This is a genomic window from Microbispora sp. NBC_01389, from assembly GCF_045040095.1.
Lineage (GTDB): Bacteria > Actinomycetota > Actinomycetes > Streptosporangiales > Streptosporangiaceae > Microbispora.
The window spans coordinates 2,207,849-2,225,077 of record NZ_CP109552.1 but is presented as its reverse complement, the minus strand read 5'-3'; the positions used below and the strand labels follow the sequence as shown (position 1 = coordinate 2,225,077).

The 17,229-nt window shown below is 68.9% G+C and carries 18 protein-coding genes, 1 tRNA gene and 2 pseudogenes; 16 read left to right on the top strand and 5 right to left on the bottom strand.

Annotated features, from left to right (window positions below):
- The first annotated feature begins 137 nt into the window (after nt 1–137).
- The 3 genes from OG344_RS09990 (at nt 138) to OG344_RS09980 (ending at nt 2,461) form a co-directional block, all read left to right on the top strand.
- Entirely contained in the window at nt 138–977 is an 840-nt protein-coding gene (locus tag OG344_RS09990; RefSeq protein WP_405087969.1) for a sigma factor-like helix-turn-helix DNA-binding protein, read from the top strand.
- 18 nt (nt 978–995) lie between these two features.
- Complete coding sequence (locus tag OG344_RS09985) at nt 996–1,814, top strand: protein phosphatase 2C domain-containing protein (protein WP_405087968.1); 819 nt, start codon at nt 996–998, stop codon at nt 1,812–1,814.
- A gap of 143 nt (nt 1,815–1,957) precedes the next feature.
- Nucleotides 1,958–2,461, top strand: coding sequence for a hypothetical protein (locus OG344_RS09980; protein WP_405087967.1), 504 nt, complete (start codon nt 1,958–1,960; stop codon nt 2,459–2,461).
- Nucleotides 2,462–2,495: 34 nt separating this feature from the next.
- Here OG344_RS09980 and OG344_RS09975 read toward each other — a convergent pair whose 3' ends face one another.
- Nucleotides 2,496–3,341, bottom strand: a complete 846-nt coding sequence (locus tag OG344_RS09975) for an IS5 family transposase (protein WP_405087966.1) — start codon at nt 3,339–3,341, stop codon at nt 2,496–2,498.
- Nucleotides 3,342–4,467: 1,126 nt separating this feature from the next.
- Here OG344_RS09975 and OG344_RS09970 point away from each other — a divergent pair.
- From OG344_RS09970 to OG344_RS09930, 9 genes and pseudogenes are all read left to right on the top strand, one after another.
- Nucleotides 4,468–4,881 (top strand): plasmid replication, integration and excision activator, encoded by a 414-nt coding sequence (locus OG344_RS09970; RefSeq protein WP_405087965.1) that lies wholly within the window; start codon nt 4,468–4,470, stop codon nt 4,879–4,881.
- The gene (locus OG344_RS09965) at nt 4,881–5,150 is read left to right on the top strand and encodes a hypothetical protein (RefSeq protein WP_405087964.1); all 270 of its coding nucleotides are present in this window, start codon (nt 4,881–4,883) and stop codon (nt 5,148–5,150) included. Before OG344_RS09970 ends, OG344_RS09965 begins: the two co-directional genes overlap by 1 nt.
- A complete protein-coding gene (locus OG344_RS09960) occupies nt 5,150–5,479 on the top strand; it encodes a hypothetical protein (protein WP_405087963.1) in 330 nt (109 codons plus the stop codon). The genes OG344_RS09965 and OG344_RS09960 overlap by 1 nt, the downstream gene beginning before the upstream one ends.
- 87 nt (nt 5,480–5,566) lie before the next feature.
- Entirely contained in the window at nt 5,567–6,994 is a 1,428-nt protein-coding gene (locus OG344_RS09955) for an FtsK/SpoIIIE domain-containing protein (RefSeq protein ID WP_405087962.1), read from the top strand.
- Nucleotides 6,991–7,146 carry a hypothetical protein gene (locus OG344_RS09950; RefSeq protein WP_405087961.1) on the top strand — a complete coding sequence of 52 codons (156 nt, stop codon included), beginning with the start codon at nt 6,991–6,993 and terminating at the stop codon, nt 7,144–7,146. The genes OG344_RS09955 and OG344_RS09950 overlap by 4 nt, the downstream gene beginning before the upstream one ends.
- Nucleotides 7,095–8,270, top strand: a pseudogene (locus OG344_RS09945) (replication initiator); the annotation flags it as partial. The gene OG344_RS09950 and the pseudogene OG344_RS09945, both read left to right, overlap by 52 nt.
- A pseudogene (locus tag OG344_RS09940) lies at nt 8,206–8,580 on the top strand (replication initiator); the annotation flags it as partial. The pseudogenes OG344_RS09945 and OG344_RS09940, both read left to right, overlap by 65 nt.
- A 241-nt stretch (nt 8,581–8,821) precedes the next feature.
- Nucleotides 8,822–8,998 (top strand): helix-turn-helix domain-containing protein, encoded by a 177-nt coding sequence (locus OG344_RS09935; RefSeq protein WP_117408901.1) that lies wholly within the window; start codon nt 8,822–8,824, stop codon nt 8,996–8,998.
- On the top strand, nt 8,998–10,347 hold the full coding sequence (locus OG344_RS09930; RefSeq protein ID WP_405087960.1) for a tyrosine-type recombinase/integrase: 1,350 nt from the start codon (nt 8,998–9,000) through the stop codon (nt 10,345–10,347). Before OG344_RS09935 ends, OG344_RS09930 begins: the two co-directional genes overlap by 1 nt.
- Before the next feature lie 88 nt (nt 10,348–10,435).
- On the opposite strand, the gene OG344_RS09925 is transcribed toward OG344_RS09930, so the two are convergent.
- Both OG344_RS09925 and OG344_RS09920 read right to left on the bottom strand, forming a co-directional pair.
- Nucleotides 10,436–10,525, bottom strand: a tRNA-Ser gene (locus OG344_RS09925).
- 312 nt (nt 10,526–10,837) lie between these two features.
- On the bottom strand, nt 10,838–11,401 hold the full coding sequence (locus OG344_RS09920; RefSeq protein ID WP_405087959.1) for a YceI family protein: 564 nt from the start codon (nt 11,399–11,401) through the stop codon (nt 10,838–10,840).
- 97 nt (nt 11,402–11,498) lie between these two features.
- Here OG344_RS09920 and OG344_RS09915 point away from each other — a divergent pair, with 97 nt between their 5' ends.
- Both OG344_RS09915 and OG344_RS09910 read left to right on the top strand, forming a co-directional pair.
- On the top strand, nt 11,499–11,996 hold the full coding sequence (locus OG344_RS09915) for a MarR family transcriptional regulator (protein ID WP_327048937.1): 498 nt from the start codon (nt 11,499–11,501) through the stop codon (nt 11,994–11,996).
- A gap of 216 nt (nt 11,997–12,212) precedes the next feature.
- Nucleotides 12,213–13,184, top strand: a complete 972-nt coding sequence (locus OG344_RS09910; protein ID WP_405087958.1) for a thermonuclease family protein — start codon at nt 12,213–12,215, stop codon at nt 13,182–13,184.
- A 28-nt stretch (nt 13,185–13,212) separates the two neighbouring features.
- Here OG344_RS09910 and OG344_RS09905 read toward each other — a convergent pair whose 3' ends face one another.
- Nucleotides 13,213–13,713, bottom strand: a complete 501-nt coding sequence (locus OG344_RS09905) for a SigE family RNA polymerase sigma factor (RefSeq protein ID WP_405089066.1) — start codon at nt 13,711–13,713, stop codon at nt 13,213–13,215.
- A gap of 274 nt (nt 13,714–13,987) precedes the next feature.
- On the opposite strand from OG344_RS09905, the gene OG344_RS09900 reads away from it, so the two are divergent.
- The gene (locus OG344_RS09900) at nt 13,988–14,938 is read left to right on the top strand and encodes a hypothetical protein (protein ID WP_327048935.1); all 951 of its coding nucleotides are present in this window, start codon (nt 13,988–13,990) and stop codon (nt 14,936–14,938) included.
- Nucleotides 14,939–14,941: 3 nt separating this feature from the next.
- Nucleotides 14,942–15,829 carry a MauE/DoxX family redox-associated membrane protein gene (locus OG344_RS09895; protein ID WP_405087957.1) on the top strand — a complete coding sequence of 296 codons (888 nt, stop codon included), beginning with the start codon at nt 14,942–14,944 and terminating at the stop codon, nt 15,827–15,829.
- Nucleotides 15,830–15,932: 103 nt separating this feature from the next.
- On the opposite strand, the gene OG344_RS09890 is transcribed toward OG344_RS09895, so the two are convergent.
- Nucleotides 15,933–17,114, bottom strand: a complete 1,182-nt coding sequence (locus tag OG344_RS09890) for an ATP-binding protein (protein ID WP_117408895.1) — start codon at nt 17,112–17,114, stop codon at nt 15,933–15,935.
- Nucleotides 17,115–17,229: the final 115 nt, after the last annotated feature.

Sequence of the window (17,229 nt, the reverse complement as noted above, 5' to 3'; positions counted from 1 at the left end):
GCGTCCCCAAGCGGCGCTCCGCGATCCGGGCCGTGGACCCAACAACCGGCAAACCAGCCAAAACCGTACTGTCAAGAGGGATAGACGACATTTCGTCTAGGGCCCTAGACTCAGGTGCGCACCACCAAGGAGGAACCGTGCCACCGAGCGACCTGGACAAAATCGCCGCCATCGACGATCCCTATCTGCTGCTCCGGGTCGCCACCGAACGACTCAACGCCGCCCAGCAAGAAGTCACCGAACTGGCCCGGCTGCGCCGCCGCGTCATCCAAGAACTCCACGCTCAAGGCATGTCGTACGCGCAGATCGCCGAGAAGGCCGGCCTGTCCCGCGGGCGTATCCACCAGATCCGCCACACCGGCCCCGCCCCCGAGGGCGCCTTCCTGGGCACGGGTGCGATCACGGTAGCCACGCCTCTCAAGCAAGAGGCCGACAACGCCCGCCCCGTGGTCGCGGTGGAAGACGTCGCCGCCTCCAAGCGACTGGAGGACCTGGCGCGCGGCTTAGGCCTCACCGTCGAGTTGGAACATGTCCCCCTCACCGGCCAGATCGATCTCAACCGGCCGGGGTTGATCGTGATCTGTGGCCCGCGGCTGTCGCCGATCATGGGCGCGCTGTATGAGTCCGATCCCGTTCTGGAGTGGGTCAAAGACGGCGCGTGGACACTGCGCGACAGCCGTACCGGCACCGTCTACCGGTCGGGCTCCGACTCGGCCCCGTCCCGGCCGGTCGACTACGCCTATCTCGGTCGCCTCGCCCGGCCGGACGGGCAGGGCAACGTCCTGGTGTTCACCGGCATCCACCCGCAAGGCACCCTCGGCGTCGTCCATCTGATCAGCACCGAGATCAACACCCTGTGGGGGCAGGTGGCCGACCGCCGTTTCTCCTGTGTCATCGGCGTTGAATACGACCCCCGCACTGGGGAACCGGTGAAAGCGGAACTGGCAAGCCCGCTGTATCGGCACGACGAGGACTGAACGACAGGAGGACCCACCGTGCGCGTCGCCCTCGCCACCGAACCCGCCACCCCCGGCCGCGAGAACGAAGACTTCATCGCCGCGACACCTGACGCGGTGGTCCTCCTCGACGGTTCGGGCACCCCGGCGGGATCGGAGTCGGGATGCACCCACGGCGTGGCCTGGTACGCCCGCACACTCGGTTCGACCCTCCTCACCTCGATGACCCAAAGCGCCGGCTCTTTGAGCGAACTACTCGCCGAGGGCATCAAGGCCACGACATCGCTGCACGACTTCACCTGCGACGTCAGCCACCCCGGGTCCCCCTCGGCGACCGTGGTCATGCTGCGCCGTAGCGGCGACTTCCTCGACTGGCTCGTCCTGGCCGACTCCGTGCTCATCCTCGACACCGGCCAGCCCGAACCCACCGTGATCACTGATGACCGCGAAGCCCAGGTCGGCGCCTCCTACCGGGAACGGATGGACTCCCTCGACTCCACCAGCCCCGAACACGTCGCCGCACACCGCGAGTACGTCGAGACGTTGCGCGACCATCGCAACCGCGACGGCGGCTTCTGGGTCGCCTCCGTCGATCCCCTCGTCGCCGAACAGGCTCTCACCGGCAGCGTGCCGGTTCACGAGGTCCGGGCAGCAGCGCTCCTCAGCGACGGCGCATCCCGCCTCGTCGACCGCTTCCACCTCACCACCTGGCGCGACCTCCTCGGCCTCCTCGGCCAGGCCGGACCCAACGAACTGATCCGCCAGGTCCGAACCGCCGAACAGTCCGACCCGCACGGGCAACGCTGGCCGCGAGGCAAGACCTACGACGATGCGGCCGTCGCCTACTGCCGTCCCTGAGAGCGTGTTTGAGCAGGGCTGATAACGGTCTGCGCATCTCGCTGCTGAGAGCACCGTCGTGTCGCGATCATGGCTTGGTGCCCGAACGCCGCCGCGGCGACCGTGGCCGCTCCAGCCCGTGCAGGATCCCCCGAAGGAGGCAGATGCTCCCGATCGTGCGTCGAATCGCGGTAACGGTAGTGGCCGCACTGATGGTAGCCAGCTGTACATTTGAGCCGGAGCAAGCAAAACCACCTCCTGCGGTCGCGTTAACGTCGGAGATGGCGGAGTCAGTCCTTGTGGAAGTTGTCGCCGGAGTCAGCAAGAACGGCGTCGCCGATTTCTGCTCCAAGTTCGCGCGTAGCACGGGGACATGTGAGACTCTTCTGAAGGATGCCTTGGGGCGGTGCCTGCTGCCTGGAGACAAGCCCATCGTGAAGCACTCGGTGCATCTACCGGCCACGGACAAGTACGAAGAGACGTGGCAGCTGGTGGTTCAGGGTAGAACACTCGATGGCCAGAAGTATGTTTCGGATTTTCCGATCGTCCTATCGGCGGGCGCGCCGAAGGCTGTAATAGGAATCTACTGGACGGGTCAGGGTTACGGCAGGAATATGGACGACCCCCCAGAGTACACGGTCCCCCCGCAAAACGCCTGCCCTCGGTAACAGTGTCACGCCGCCTTGATGATCCTAGAGCGGGTTAGAGCCGGTTTAATTGGCGATTGAGGGTCCGTGCTTGCTGGCGTGTCGCGGCGTGTCCGCGGGTGAGACGCCGCGCCATTCCTGAGATCGCCGCCCATCGGATCATGGCTTCAGCGGTGGCGGGGTGGCGCTCATAGTCCCGGGCCAGACGGCGATGGCTAGTCAGCCAGGCCAGCGACCTTTCGACGACCCACCGCCGTTCGATCACGGCGAACCCGATCTGCCCCGGGGCCTTGCGGACGATGTGCAGCACGGTCCGCAGGATCCGCTGGGTCCAGTCCACCAGCATCCCGGCGAAGCCGGCGTCGGCGAACACGTACCGGACCGGCGTCATCAGATACATGCTGAGCAGAGTGGTCTTCGCTCCGTCGCGGTCTTGGACGGAGGCGGCCATCACGCAGACAACCAGTAGCAACCCGAGGGTGTCGGTGACGATGAACCGTTTGCGCCCGTTGACCTTCTTGCCTGCGTCGTAACCGCGGCTGTCGCGGCCGACGGTGTCGGCGCCCTTGGCGCTCTGGGAGTCGATGATGCCCGCGGTCGGCTCTTCGGCTCGCCCCTGCGCCGTCCGGACCCGGCGCCGCAGTATGGCGAGCATATGCTCGGTGACCTTGGCTTCTTCCCAACGGACGAAGTACCAGTACACGGTCTGCCAGGGCGGGAAGTCGAACGGCAGCTGCCGCCAGGCGCAGCCGGTGCGCACCACGTAGAGGATCGCGTCGACGACGTCCCGGCGGGGGTGCTTTTCCGGCCGTCCGCCCGTGTGCGGCGCGGGGAGTAGCGGCTCGATCAGCGCCCACTGCGCGTCGGTCAGGTCAGAGGGGTAGCGACGCTCGCGTAGCACCGGACCATGCTGGAGATCTTCACGCCGTACGGCCGAACGACACGCCGCCCGTTATCAACCGGTATCACCACTTCTCAAACACGCTCTGAGAGAACTTGCTCACGGCGTCGTCGATGTCCCGTGTAGGGCTCTCGCGCATGCCGAGACCCTGCCGTTGGGCGGGTAGTAGACGCTCGCGACGGGCGGCTGATCACAGTAATCCTTGCCGTGCTGCTGGGAACTCTCAGAGGCTACTGACCCGCATGTCCGCACCTCTTCTCCGACTAATTAGTGCACGGCTTCTGTAAGACACGGAGGTTGCGGGCCTCTCCTCCACTAAAAAGTGGCGATCACCGACAAGAAACAGATAGGCAATCAGGGTCTCAACACCTCAGCCCTCATCGACGCATCTGCATCTCTTCCTCCCCTAATTAGTGCCACATCTTCCGAATAAGCGCAGCTCAGGAAGCATCCACAGCCTGGCGCACCACTAATTAGTGCGCGACGGCTACAGAATGCAGGCGGCAGACACGGACCCTTGTCCGCACCTCAGCACAACACTAAAAAGTCCGCGCCGTAGACCGGCCCAGCATCCCTCTCCCACACCCAAGGCCTTGTCGTCTTTTCAGAGATTGCAAAGGCGTGTGGGGCTCGCTACCCTGCGGCCTAGTCCTTCACGAATGGACTGGTCCTCAAGTGCCTTCAGGCGGAAAGGGATGTACATGCACTGCGGAATTATCCTCCACTCCGGAGGATTCCTCCTCTGGTGGAGCTCCCGGCGACGGAAGCATATGGAGCCTCGCCACCGGGAGCTCAGGGTGGACTGGCGCTAGCCCAGTCTTGTGCGCCGGGTGAAGGGTGGCCCCCCTTCATCCGGCCTAGACGACCAGCCTTTCGTCTCCGTGACCATATCCGCCGGCAAGCCCGACAGAAGGCATAGGAGCCCTAGCCTCAAGGCCATTTGCGGACAGACCTTCCCACGCTGGCGCAAACCCCTTGCGTCACAGGCAGCCCCAACGACCCGCTGATTAGCCCCCTAGACAGAAGTGTGCGGCGTAGGTTATCGTCTTCCGCATAGCCCCCTAGACAGTTCCCGTTGCGGATCGGCCGCACGCGTCTAGGGGGGTCGACAAGGAGGTGGTGAACGATGGCACTGCAAGGACCGATCCCGATCAGCTTCGAGCTGCTGTTCCCGCACGGCTGCTACGTCGTGGGTGAGGTGAGCGCGGCGAAGGACTTCGACGCCAAGCGGGACACCCAGGCCAAGGACAAGCTGACCGGTCTTCCGGTGTGGCAGGTCCCGGTGATGGACGCGGACCCCTCGCTCAAGGCCGCGCAGAAGACGGTGACCGTGAAGATCCTCGCTGAGGTTCAGCCGGTCGTCCCGCCGTCGCTGCCCGGGGTGCCGCTGGCTCCGGCCGAGTTCGACGGGCTGGAGGTCAAGCCGTACGTCCATCAGGCGACGGGACGGCTGGCCTACTCGATCTCGGCTCGGGCGATGCGGGCTCCCCGCACGGGCACGGCCGGCAAGTCCCCCACTGCTGCGAAGGACGCGGCGTGATGGGGCGGCGGGCGGTGCGGCCCTCGGCCGTGATCAGCCTCAACACCGGGGGCGGGGCCTCGGCCAAGGCCCTGCCGTATCCGGCCCGTACCCCGGTGCTGGCGCTGGACTTCGGCGCGACCTCTGTCCTGGTGTCCACCTCCGACAGTGACCAGGTCAGCCCGGCCGATGTCGAGTTCGCCCGGGAGCTCGCCCGTGAGGCGGCCTCGTTCGCCCGGTCGGTCGAGCGGCGGTTTCACGGCCTGGCCAACGGGCGTGGGGTGGCCTGATGGCGCGCGGTCCGTACACCCACGTGTCGATGTCGATCGATCCCGGACGCCGCCCCCGCATCGGCGTCTCGTTCTACACGCCGGTCCTGCGGGCGGGCGCTCGGGTGCTGGAGTCCGGGCGGCCGTACCTGTCGCTGGAGTCCGACGAGGCGGACGTGACGGTCTCGACCACCGGGGCCGGACCGGTCACCGCCGAGGACGTGGAGGTCGCCCGGCAGATCTTCAACGCCACCGCGCGGTACCTGGCCGACTGCGAGCGCCTGCACGCCGACCAGTCGGCCGACTCCGACCAGATCACCACATCCGTCGTCGACGAGACGGCGGCCTGAGATGCAAGCGGGGCCGCAGGAAGCGGCAACTTCCGGCGGCCCCTCAACTCTCCCTGACTGCGAAATCACGAGAGGACACGAAGTCTAATGTTCCGAAAACTACCTGGCGACGAGACGCGTAACCTCGTCTCCACCACCCCCGACACGGCCGTGGTCTTCCGCCCGGCCGTCGTCAAGACTCCCGCCATCGTCACCATCGTGATCTGGCTGTCCCGCCTGGTCGCGGGCCTGGTCCACCTGGTCGTGAGGCATCCAGTCGCGGTCGCCGTCCCCGTCGCCTTCGGCGTCGTATTGACCCTGTACGGCTGGCGCCAAGCTCTCGTCCTGACCGGGTTCCTGCCCTCAGCGGGCCTGTCCTGGGCGCTGCTGGACCGGGCCTCGTTCCTGCGCCTGGTCGGCTGGCGTCTGCTGGCCTTCTGGCGCCGGTTGTGGATCTACCGGCGGCACTGGCAACCCGTGATGATCGTGTCCGGGCTCGGCCGTCACCTCCAGAGTCGCGACTACCTGCCCCGCCTGCTCCGGGTCGAGTGCGACGGCTGGGCCGACCGCGTCACCGTGCACATGCTGTCCGGGCAGGCCGTCAAGGACTGGGCCGACCGCACCGACCACCTCGCCCACGGCTTCGGCTCCCCCTCCTGCCGCGTCACCGTCGCCAAGGCCGGACGGCTCGTGCTCACCTTCCCCCGCCGCGACTCACTCGCCGAACCCCTGCCCGCCGTACCCATCCCCGAGTCGGCAGATGTCGGGCCGGTGGAGATCGGCCAATGTGAGGACGGCACGCCGTACCGGCTCAAGGTCCACGGCACGCACGTCCTGATCGCCGGAGCCACCGGGGCCGGTAAGGGCTCCTGGCTGTGGTCGACAATCCGCGGCCTGCTCCCCGCGATGCGGGCGGGCCTGGTGCAGGTCTGGGCGCTCGACCCCAAGCGGATGGAACTGTCCTTCGGCCGTCCCCTCTTCGGCAGTCGGTACGCGGCCGACCCCAAAGAGTGCGCCGACCTCCTCGACGACGCCGTGAGCGTGATGCAGGAGCGGGCCGACCGGTTCGCCGGCCTCCAACGCTCCCACACACCAACTGTCGCGGACCCGTTCGTCCTGGTGCTCGTCGACGAGGTCGCCTTCCTCACCGCCTACCAGTCCGACAAGCACCTGAGGCAACGCATCACGGCGGCCCTCGCCACCCTCACCACGCAAGGCCGCGCGGTCGGCGTCGGGGTCATGGCCGCACTCCAGGGCCCACGCAAGGAGGTCATGAACATCCGCAACCTGTTCCCCGACAAGATCGCCCTCCGTCTCGACGAGTCCGAACAGGTGGACATGGTCCTCGGCGACGGCGCACGCGACCGGGGCGCACTCGCCGACCACATCTCACCGGTTCCCGAACGCGGCGCGGGAGTCGGCTACATCCGCCTGGAAACCTCCCCCGACCCCGTGCGGGTCCGGGCCGCCTACGTCTCCGACGTCGACATTCGGCAGATGGTCGCCGCGTACAGCGGTCGAAGCGAGGTCGCATGAACGGCGTGGCGCACTTCCTCGACGGGCTGCGCTGCTCGGTCTGCGGCGCGCTCAACGTCCTGTGGCTCGACCCCATCCGCGGCTTGGTCGAGTGCCACGAATGCGGCCAGACCGCCCTCACCATTCCCGAGCCCGGAAGGGAGGACAGTTGACTGACCTCACCGACGCCCGCCAGGCCGGGGGAGACCAGCTGATCTCCCCCGCTCGGCCCAACGACCGGTCCACACCTCGGGCCGTCCGGATGGCTCAACCGCTGGCGCGGGACGTGGTCGAAGAGATCGCCAAGCAGTACGGGGTGTGCATTCGCCCGGTCCCGCTGCGGCGGCAAGACATCGTCACCGGCCAGACCGAGGTCATCGACGTTCCCTGCGGGGCCACGTTGGAGGGCAAGTGCCCGCCGTGTGCCAAGCGCAACCGGCAGCTTCGGCGGGCGCAGTGCCGGGAGGGTTGGCACCTCGACCACGAGCCCGTGAACCTGCCCGACGACGCGGACGAGTATCAGCGTCACCTCGTCGAGCTGCGGGCCGACGTCCAAGCCTGGCGGGACGAGACCGAAAAGGCCGGCGGGGACACCACCGACCTCGACGCCGCGATCGTCGAGCTGGACGAGGAGATCAACGCCGCCGGGATGCGGGGCAACGTCCTCGGTCGCGCCTCCGGCAAGCGGTCGCGTTCGACCAAGCGGCGGCAGGACGCCCCGGACCTGCCCAAGCGGCAGATGGCCAAGACCACCCTCGGGCGGACCTTCACCGGCTCAGACGGCAGAACCTACCGGCCGTCGATGTTCGTCACACTCACGCTGCCCTCCTACGGGCGGGTGATGGAGGGCGCACCGCTGAACCCAGACGCCTACGACTACGCGCGGGCGGCCCGGGATGCGCTGCACTTCTCCAAGCTCGTCGACCGCTTCGTGCAGAACCTCCGCCGGGTGGCGGGCTATGACGTGCAGTACTTCGCCACGGTTGAGCCTCAGAAGCGGCTCGCGCCGCATCTGCACATGGCGATCCGTGGCACGCTCCCGCGTGCGGAGCTGCGGCAGATCATCGCGGCCACGTATCACCAGGTGTGGTGGCCCTCGACGGACACGGTCCGTTTCGAGGGGGAGCGCCTGCCGGTCTGGGAGGACGGGGCCGGCTACCTCGACCCGGACATGGGGGAAGTCCTGCCGACCTGGGAACAGGCCCTCGACGCTCTCGACGCCGACGAGGACGCTGAACCCCTGCACGTCCTGCGCTTCGGCGATCAGATGGACGTCAAAGGCGTGCTCGCCGGAACCCCAGGACGCCGACCAGCTCATCGGGTACCTGTCGAAGTACCTCACCAAGAGCCTCGGCGACGCCCTCGGCACCGACGACCCACGCCGCAAGGCGCACGCCGAACGGCTGCTCGACGCACTGCGGTTCGAACCGTGCTCGCCGACCTGCCCGAACTGGCTGCGCTACGGGGTGCAGCCCAAAGGCGCCAAACCGGGGATGGCTCCGGGCCGGTGCCGGGGCAAGGCGCACAAGCCCGATCACCTCGGCTATGCGGGCCGCCGCGTCCTGGTTTCAAGGAAGTGGTCGAACAAGACCCTCACGGAGCACAAGCAGGACCGCCGTACCTGGGTCCTGGAAGCGCTCGGCGTCGAAGACGAGCCGGTCGACCCCCACCGCTACATCTGGCGACCAGTCAAGCCCAAGTCAAGCCCGGTGATCCCGAGTTGGCCCCCATCGGCGTGCGACTGCTCCGCTCAGTCCACGAACGCCAACGCTGGCGCAACCATCTCGACCGGCTCCAGGCCAAGGCAGACGGCAGAGATTTTTCGGCAACCGAAGGGAGGGCAGCGTGATGGACAGACTCTTCTACCGGCCCAAGGACGCGGCAGTCGTCCTCGGCATGAGCCGTACGGCGGTCTTCCGGCTGATCAAGAGCGGTGAGCTTCGCTCGATCAAGTACGACGGGTACCGCCTCGTCCCGGCTGACGCCCTCCAGGAGTTCGCCCGGCGTCTGAACGAGGCGGCGTGATGGCCGACCGCAAACCGAACGGGCGCTCGTCCATCTACCTGGGCCAGGATGGCTACTGGCATGGCTGGGTGACCGTGGGCATCAAGCCGGATGGCTCCCCTGATCGACGTCACCGGATGGGGAAGTCGGAGGCGGAGGTCACGCGCAAGGTCCAAGAGCTGGAGGGCAAGCGCGGGACTGGGCAGGTAGCCAAGCCGGGCAAGGTCCCGACCGTCGCCGAGTGGATGACGGAATACCTCGACGTGATCTGCGACCGGCTCGTGGCCTCGGGCAAGATGGCGCCTCGGACGCTCGACGACTACCGATCCAAGACCCGGCACTGGATCATTCCGTTGCTCGGCCGTCACCGTCTCGACCGGCTCGCCCCTGAGCACCTCGACAAGGCGTACGCGACGATGCTGGAGCAGGGCCGCTCGTCGAGCACGGTTCTCAAGGTGCATCGCATCCTGTCTCGCGCCCTGAAGATCGCCGTACGGCGGAGCAAGGTCACCAGGAACATCGCCACGCTTGTGGACGCGCCGGTCGCTGCTGACCCTGATCTGGAGCCGCTGACGCGGAACGAGGCGCGCAAGATCCTGGAGGCGGCCAAGTCGCGGCGGAACGCGGCTCGCTGGTCGGTGGCACTGTCCCTCGGCATCCGCCAGGGCGAAGCGCTCGGCCTCCGCTGGTCGTTCGTCGACCTCGGAACCGGCGTGATCAAAGCCTGGTACCAGGCACAGCGGGCACCGTGGAAGCACGGCTGCGACGACCCCCACGAGTGCGGCAAGGAGTGGCACCGCTGGCCGTGCAAGCCGCGGTGCAGGATCCACAAGCACGACCCCGACTGTCCACAGAGCTGCACGAGGCGCGGCCACGTCTGCCCGACGCGGACATGCGCGAAGGACTGCACCGGCCATGCCGACCGATGCCCGAAGCGTACGGGCGGCGGGATCGTCTTTCGGCAACGCAAGGGCCGCAGCAGACTGACCCTCCAGTGCCCGCCGGAACTCCTTCCGATCCTGCGCGAGCACAAGAAGCTCCAGGACGCAGAACGGGCAGAGGCCGGGGAGCTCTGGGAGGATCACGACCTGCTCTTCCCGACGAGGCGGGGCCGGCCGATGGAGCGCAGCGAGGACTACAAGATGTGGAAGGCGCTCCTGCGCCAGGCCGGGGTCAGGGAAGCCCGCCTCCACGACGCCCGCCACACGGCCGGAACGCTCCTCGTCGAGCAAGGCGTCCACATCCGCGTCGTACAGGAGATCCTCGGCCACGCGCGGGTGACGACCACCGAGCGTTACACCCACATCGCCAGTCCCCAGGTGAAGGACGCGAGCGAGCGCATGGGGGCGGCCCTGTGGGGCGAGGACTGAGGGCAACTGCAACTAGAACTGCAACTAGAGGCCCTTTGGAGATCAAAAAGCCCCTCTCGTCGGTGAGGACGAGAGGGGCTCTGAACTGCGGAGGCTCGGGGATTTGAACCCCGGATGGGCTGTAGACCCAAACCGCATTAGCAGTGCGGCGCCATAGACCTGACTAGGCGAAGCCTCCTGGTAGCGCTTGCTCAGCACAGCGTACCGGCGATCGCTCAACGCGGCAAAGCGGATTGCCGGGTGAGGTGTGGTGTCGTCTCGACCACCCGCCGCGGGGCCGCTTCGCGGCACCCAACCAGGTCCGCTAAGGGCGGGCAACGGCGCCGCTGTGCGCGTCGGCTGGCGGCACGCCGGCTCTTGCCGGTGCGTACGCCAGGATGTCCTGCGTTACCCGGTGAGCTGGGGTTTTACAAGGGCACAGCCGTCGTCCACAGGCTGTGGATGACGGCTGTGCACAAGGTGTGGATTTCCGCCGGTGCAGTCCACAGGCTCAGGCCTGACGGACGGCCTCGCCCTCGATCTCGATCTTGACCTTCTTGCCGACGAGGACGCCGCCGGCCTCCAGCGCCTGGTTCCAGGTCAGGCCGAAGTCCTCGCGGTCGATCTCGGTCTCGGCGGAGTAGCCGAAGATCTCCTGGCCCCACGGGTTGTTGGCGGCGCCGTTGAACTCGACCTTGAGCTCGACCTCCTTGGTGACGTCACGCACCGTGAGGTCGCCGACGAGCGTGAACTCGTCGCCGGACAGGCCGGTCACGCGCTTGCTGCGGAAGGTGATCTCGGGGAACTTGTCGGCGCCCAGGAAGTCGTCGCTGCGCAGGTGCCCGTCACGGTCGGCCGCGCCGGTCTCGATCGTGCCGGTCTTGATGACGACCTCGACGGTGGACTCAAGCGGGTTCTCGGCGATGACGATCTTGCCGTCGAAGTCGGCGAAGTGCCCGCGGACCTTGCTGACCATCATGTGCTTGACGACGAAGCCGACGCGCGTGTGCGCCTTGTCGAGCGCGAACTCGCCGGCCGTCGGGACCTTCAGGCCCTCCCACTCACGGATGCTCATGGCTGCTCCCCAGATCGTTGCGGTGCGGATGTCTTACTAAGCAATTTTCTACCGGAGGATATTCCTCGCGTCAACTATCCTGGCGTAGACTCGGACCATGGATCCATTCGACGACCCGCGGCTCACGGCGATGGGCCTGTTCGCGGAGGTCTTCACCGGGGTGGCCGCCAAGACCACCCCCACCCTGGTCGCCGCCGGGTTGTCCGAGGTCGACTTCGAGACCCTGATCCGGCTGGCTCGCTCGCCCGAGCGGCGGCTGCGGATGAGCGACCTCGCGGCCCAGACCTCCCTGTCCACCAGCGGGATCACCCGCGTCGTCGACCGCCTGGAGCGTGAGGGACTCGTCGAGAGGCACGCGTGCGCGAGCGACCGCCGCGCGTCGTACGCGGTGCTGAGCGAGGCGGGGGCGGACCGGTTGCGCACGGTGCTCCCCGAGCACATCAAGGACATCGAGACCTGGTTCACCGGCCTGCTGACCGACGACCGGCTCGCCGACTTCCTGGGCACCCTGCGGGTGATCCGCGACGTCGTGCGGCCCTGCGCGACCGCGGGAGCGGACGGAGCCGGGAGGCCGTCGCGGGCCAGGACGGACTGACCCGAACAGGATCGTGATTCGAGGGAACTGACCGCGGGAGCGGACGGAGCCGGGAGGCCGTCGCGGGCCAGGACGGACTGACCCGAACAGGATCGTGATTCGAGGGAACTGACCGGACGGACTGGCGCAAACGATCGTTTTCTGGTGGACTCCGTAATCCAGGAAACGGCTCCACGAAGCCGACGTGTCCCCCGTACCCCAGCCAATGGAGCACTCGTGCGTTTCCCCTCACACGCACTCGCCGTCCTCGCCACCGCGGTCCTCGCGGTTCCCGTGGCCGCGTCCACCAGCGCCTTCGCCGCCGCGAGCCCGAGTCCGAGTCCCAGTCCGAGCGCGACGCCGACCCCGTCCCCGACTCCGGCCGCGACCCCCAGCCCGAGCGCGAGCGCGACGCCGAGCCCCAGCGCCACCCCGAGCACGACCGCGAAGGCCAGGAAGACCCCCCGGCCGAAGACCGTGCCGAAGGACGCCGTCGAGGTGACGGTGAAGAAGATCGTGGACGGCGACGCCCTCGACGTGGTGACCTCCAGCGGCCGCACCGTACGGATCGGTCTCCTGGAGGCGGACGCGCCGGAGAAGGGCGACTGCTGGTACGAAGGCGCGGTCGCGCGGCTCAAGGCGCTGCTTCCCACCGGCAAGCCGGCCTACGTGCGGGCCGCCGAGCAGGTGACCGAGAACGGCCGCATCCTCGTCTACACGTGGTCGCCCAAGGGCCTGTACGTCAACGGTGACATGGTCCGCAGCGGGTTCGCCCAGGCCGTGCCCTACCTGCCCGGCCACAGCTACACCGACTGGCAGTTCGCCGAGCAGATGCGCGCCCAGGCCGAAGGCCGGGGCATGTGGTCGGGCCCCTGCTGGGCGGCCGACACCTACGACAAGCGCGGCTCGATCCAGGTCCCGCCCGGATCGTCGGGAGACATCGCGGTGGAGCCGGCCGACGGCGCCTCCCCCGCGCCCGGCGCGTCCGCCGGCCCAGACGGGCTGACCGGCGGCACGCCCACCCCGACGCCGACTCCCACGCCGACCCCGACTCCCACCGCGACGGGCGACGACGGCTCGCTCGATCCCCACTTCGGCACCTGCGCGGAGGCCAACAAGGCCGGCTACGGGCCGTACGTCCGGGGCATCGACGTCGAGTACGACTGGTACGACGACCGTGACGGCGACGGCGTGGTCTGCGAGACCTGAGAAGCGCAAGAGGTGAGCCGCGCGGTGGTCAGTTCACCCGTTCCCGGGGATCGGAGACGACCAGATCGCCGCGCAGTTTCGCCATGCCCCGCGAGACCGTGCTCTTGACCGTGCCCACGCTGATCCCCAGGGTCCTGGCGATCTCGGGCTCGGTCATGTCCTCGTAGTAGCGCAGCACGATCGCCGTCCGCTGCCGGGTGGGGAGCCGGTCGAGCGCCTGCTCCAGCTCGTCGTACCGGTGCCGCGCGTCCTGCTGCGCCGGTACGTCGGGAAGTGCCTCGGAGGGATACTCCTCCAGCTTGCGCCGCCGCCACCAGGAGATGTTGATGTTGACCATCGCCCGCCGCACGTAGCCGTCGAGCGACGACCGGTCGCGGATGCGGTCCCAGGCGAGGTAGGTGCGGGCGAGGGCGGTCTGCAGCAGGTCCTCGGCGTCGCTGGGGTTGCCGGTCAGCTGGTTGGCGACCCGGAGCAGCGCCGCCCCGCGGGACTGGACGTACGTGTGGAACTCCTCGTGGTTCACGATCAGTGATCACCAACCCGGGCCAGAGAGGCATCTCGTGCCAGAATCGCAGCCACGCGATCGGATCCGACTGAGCCGGAATTCAGGTTTCGCCCTGGCCTGCGCAAACACCGGACAAGCCGGTAGCGGCCGGACGGACGGACCGTAATCCCGCCCGGGCGGTGGTTTGCCCACGGCGGGTGGCAGCCCTTGCACCGGGAGGAGGAATATTGATCCCGGACGCCACCATCGCCCGGAAAACCGCCCCTCGATCCCGCCCCGGCATGTGAGGCTGGAGGACGTGGAAGGGTCATTACCGCACCGGGCCGGAGCGCGACGGCGCGTGCTGGCCGCTGCGGCGCTCGGGCGCGATCCCGGGCCCGCGCCGCGGTCGCCGGAGGAGGAGGCGCCGTACGACGTGGTCGACGGCGAGGTGATCGACGTCAGCCCGCATCTGATCATCGTGGCGGCCGGCGACGGCCGGCAGCGGCGCCTGGTGATCGCACCGTGGGCGACCGCCTGGCGCGGCGGCGCGGTCGCGCCCGCCGACGTGCCCATCGGGTCGCGGGTGGTCATTCGCGCGCTGCGCTCGGGCACGGTGGCCGAGCGTGTCTGGGCCGACGTCACGCGGATCACCGGTGTCATCCGTGACGTCCGCGGCACCCGGGATCTCACCGTGGACCTCGACTGCGGCCCGCATCGCCGGGAACGCTCCATCGTCGTCCCCTACCGCTCCTCCGGGCGGATCCGGGTGCGGCACCCGAAGCTGGAGCCCGGTTATCTGTTCGACGCCATCGGCCTGCTCGACCAGGGCACGTCGCTGGCGCAACTCCCCGCGACCTCGCAGCCGCCGTACCACGCCGCGGCATCGCCCCCGGCTCCCCCGGCGTACGGAGGAGTCCAGGCCAGCGTCGCGGGCACGGCCGTGTGGGCGGACCTGCCGGAGGACGGGGCGGCCTATCCCGTGCTCGAACCCGGGGACACCGGCTGCGACGACGCGGGCGTCTCCTGCGCGGGCCTGCCGTACCTCGCGCTGGGCTCGCTGCTACGCGTACGGAACGTGTGCGACGGGCGGGCGGACACGCTGCCAATCGTGGCGTGCGGATGCCTCGCCGGGCGGTTCTGCGACCGCTGCCTGGAATGCGGCACCTCCCCGCGCGGGAGGATCGTCGAACTGTCGGCGTCGTCCTACGTCGCGCTCGGGGGAGACTTGACCAAGGGCTGCTTCAACGCCCGCGTCGGATTGGGGTGACCGGTGCTTACGATCATCGCGACGGCCGCGTTGCCGGTCCTCGCCCTGACGCTGACACTGGGCGGCGTCGCCAAGCTGGCCACGTCCGGGCGTGCGGCGTCGCCGGGCGCGCTGACCCGGCTGGGCCCGGTCGCGCTCGCGCCGGAGCGCTTCGCCAGGCCCGCGATGCTCGCCTGCGCGCTGACCGAGTTCGCCCTGGCCGGCGGATCGCTGGTGGTGGACCACCCCGTCACGCGCTGGTCGCCGGTGGTGTTCTTCGCGATAGCGACGTATGTCCTGTGGGACCTGCGCAGGCGGCGGCCCGACGTCGGGTGCGGCTGTTTCGGCGAGGTCAGCGCGGCGCCGGTCGGGCTGCGGTCGATCGGACGGGCCGCCGCGCTGACGGCGATGGCGGTCCTCGTCGCGGTGGGGAACGTCGCGGTGGGGAACGTCGCGGTGGGCAACACCTTGAACACCTCGGCCGGGCTCATGGGGCCGGCCGGCCTGCCGCGGGGGACGGCGGCCTGGGTCGCCGGCGGCCTCGTCCTGGTGCTGCTCGCCCTCTCGCCGGAGGTCGACGAGGTCGTCGCCCGCGTACGGCACCGGGCGCCGTGCGAGCAGCGGCCGCTGCCTCCCGGGCGGGCGCTGTCCCGTCTGCGCGCCAGTGCGGCGTGGCGGGCGCACGCGGGGTCGCTGCTGACGGGTGAGCCGTCCGACATGTGGCGCGAGCTGTGCTGGCGCTTCTTCGTGTTTCCCGCCCAGGAGGGCGCCGAGGTGGTCTTCGCCGTGTATCTGAGCGGACGCCGTCCCGCCGTCCGCGCCGCCGTGGTCGGGGCGGACGGCCGCGTCGCGGCCACCACCGGTGACCGTACGGACGCCTCTCTGCGGGAATCTACCCCTGTATCGGCCTGACGCTATACAGGCGTAGATTCCCGCATCGAGGACTTCACTTCAGCTCTCTACGGCTCTCTAGCTTCCCCTCTAGAAAGCCGTAGAGAGGTCGATGGCGTGCCGCTCAGACCGGCTGGGCACGCAGGAACCTCCCGAAATGGGGGACGGTGAACCCGATCACGCCGCGCTCCGCGCTGTAGATCAGGCCCTTCTTGATCAGGCTGTCGCGGGCCGGGGACAGGCTCGACGGCTTGCGGCCGAGCGCCTCGGCCACCTCGGCCGTCGGCACCGGGTCGTCGCCGAGCTGGGCCATCGCGTGCATGTAGTCGCGCTCGGCGGGGGTGGCCCGTTCGTAGCGGCTGCCGAAGAAGCCGACGGCGAGCTCCTCCTCCGCCTCCGGCGCGGACACCTTGATGTCCTCGGCGGTGATCGGGCTGCGGGGCGCGAGGTCCCAGGCGACCTTCCCGTACGCCTGGACGAAGTAGGGGTAGCCGTCGGCCGCCTCGTACAGCGCGTCGAGCGCGTCGGGCGTGAACTCCACGTCCTCGCGGCCGGCCGGGACGATCAGCGCCAGGTCGGCGGCGTCGCGGTCGAGCCGGTCGATGCGGGCGTACCGGAACAGCCGCTCGGAGTAGCTCTTGCTGGCCGACAGCACGCTCGGCAGGTGCGGCAGGCCGGCGCCGACGACGATCAGCGGGCCGCCGCTCTGCGACAGCTCGTGGCAGGCCGCGCAGAGGGCCGAGACGTCCGGCGCCTGCACGTCCTGCATCTCGTCGATGAACAGCGCGATGCCGACGCCGAGATCGGTCGCCACGCCCGCCGCGTCGACGAACAGCTCGGTCAGGTCGATCTCCAGGTCGCCGGAGTCGGCCCGGCCGCGGGCGGCGGGGACGTCGATGCCGGGCGACCAGTGGGACGTGCCCTTCGCGGCGGCGGGATCGCGCATGGCGAACGCCTTGAGCACGCCGAGGAACTCCTCGATGCGCTCGGGGGCGCGGTGCCGGGGCGCGAGCTCCCTGATGGCCATGTGCATCGCGGCGGCCACCGGGCGGCGGATCGACTGGTCGGGCCTGGCCTCGATCTTCCCGGTGCCCCACAGCCGCTGCATGGCCATGGACTTGAAGGTGTTGAGCAGGACCGTCTTGCCCACACCGCGCAGGCCGGTGAGGACCATGCTCCGCTCCGGGCGGCCCCGGGCCACCCGCTCCAGCACGACCTCGAACTGCTGGAGCTCGCGATCGCGGCCGGCGAGCTCCGGGGGGCGCTGTCCGGCGCCGGGGGCGTAGGGGTTGCGCACGGGGTCCACGCTCTCGGACTTTATGACGGGATATAGCGGCCGTCGTAGATTTCCGTAGAAAGCGCTACGGCGTGTCGCCCGGCGCGGCCCGGGCACGCACCGCACGGCGGCGGGCGGAGCCTGG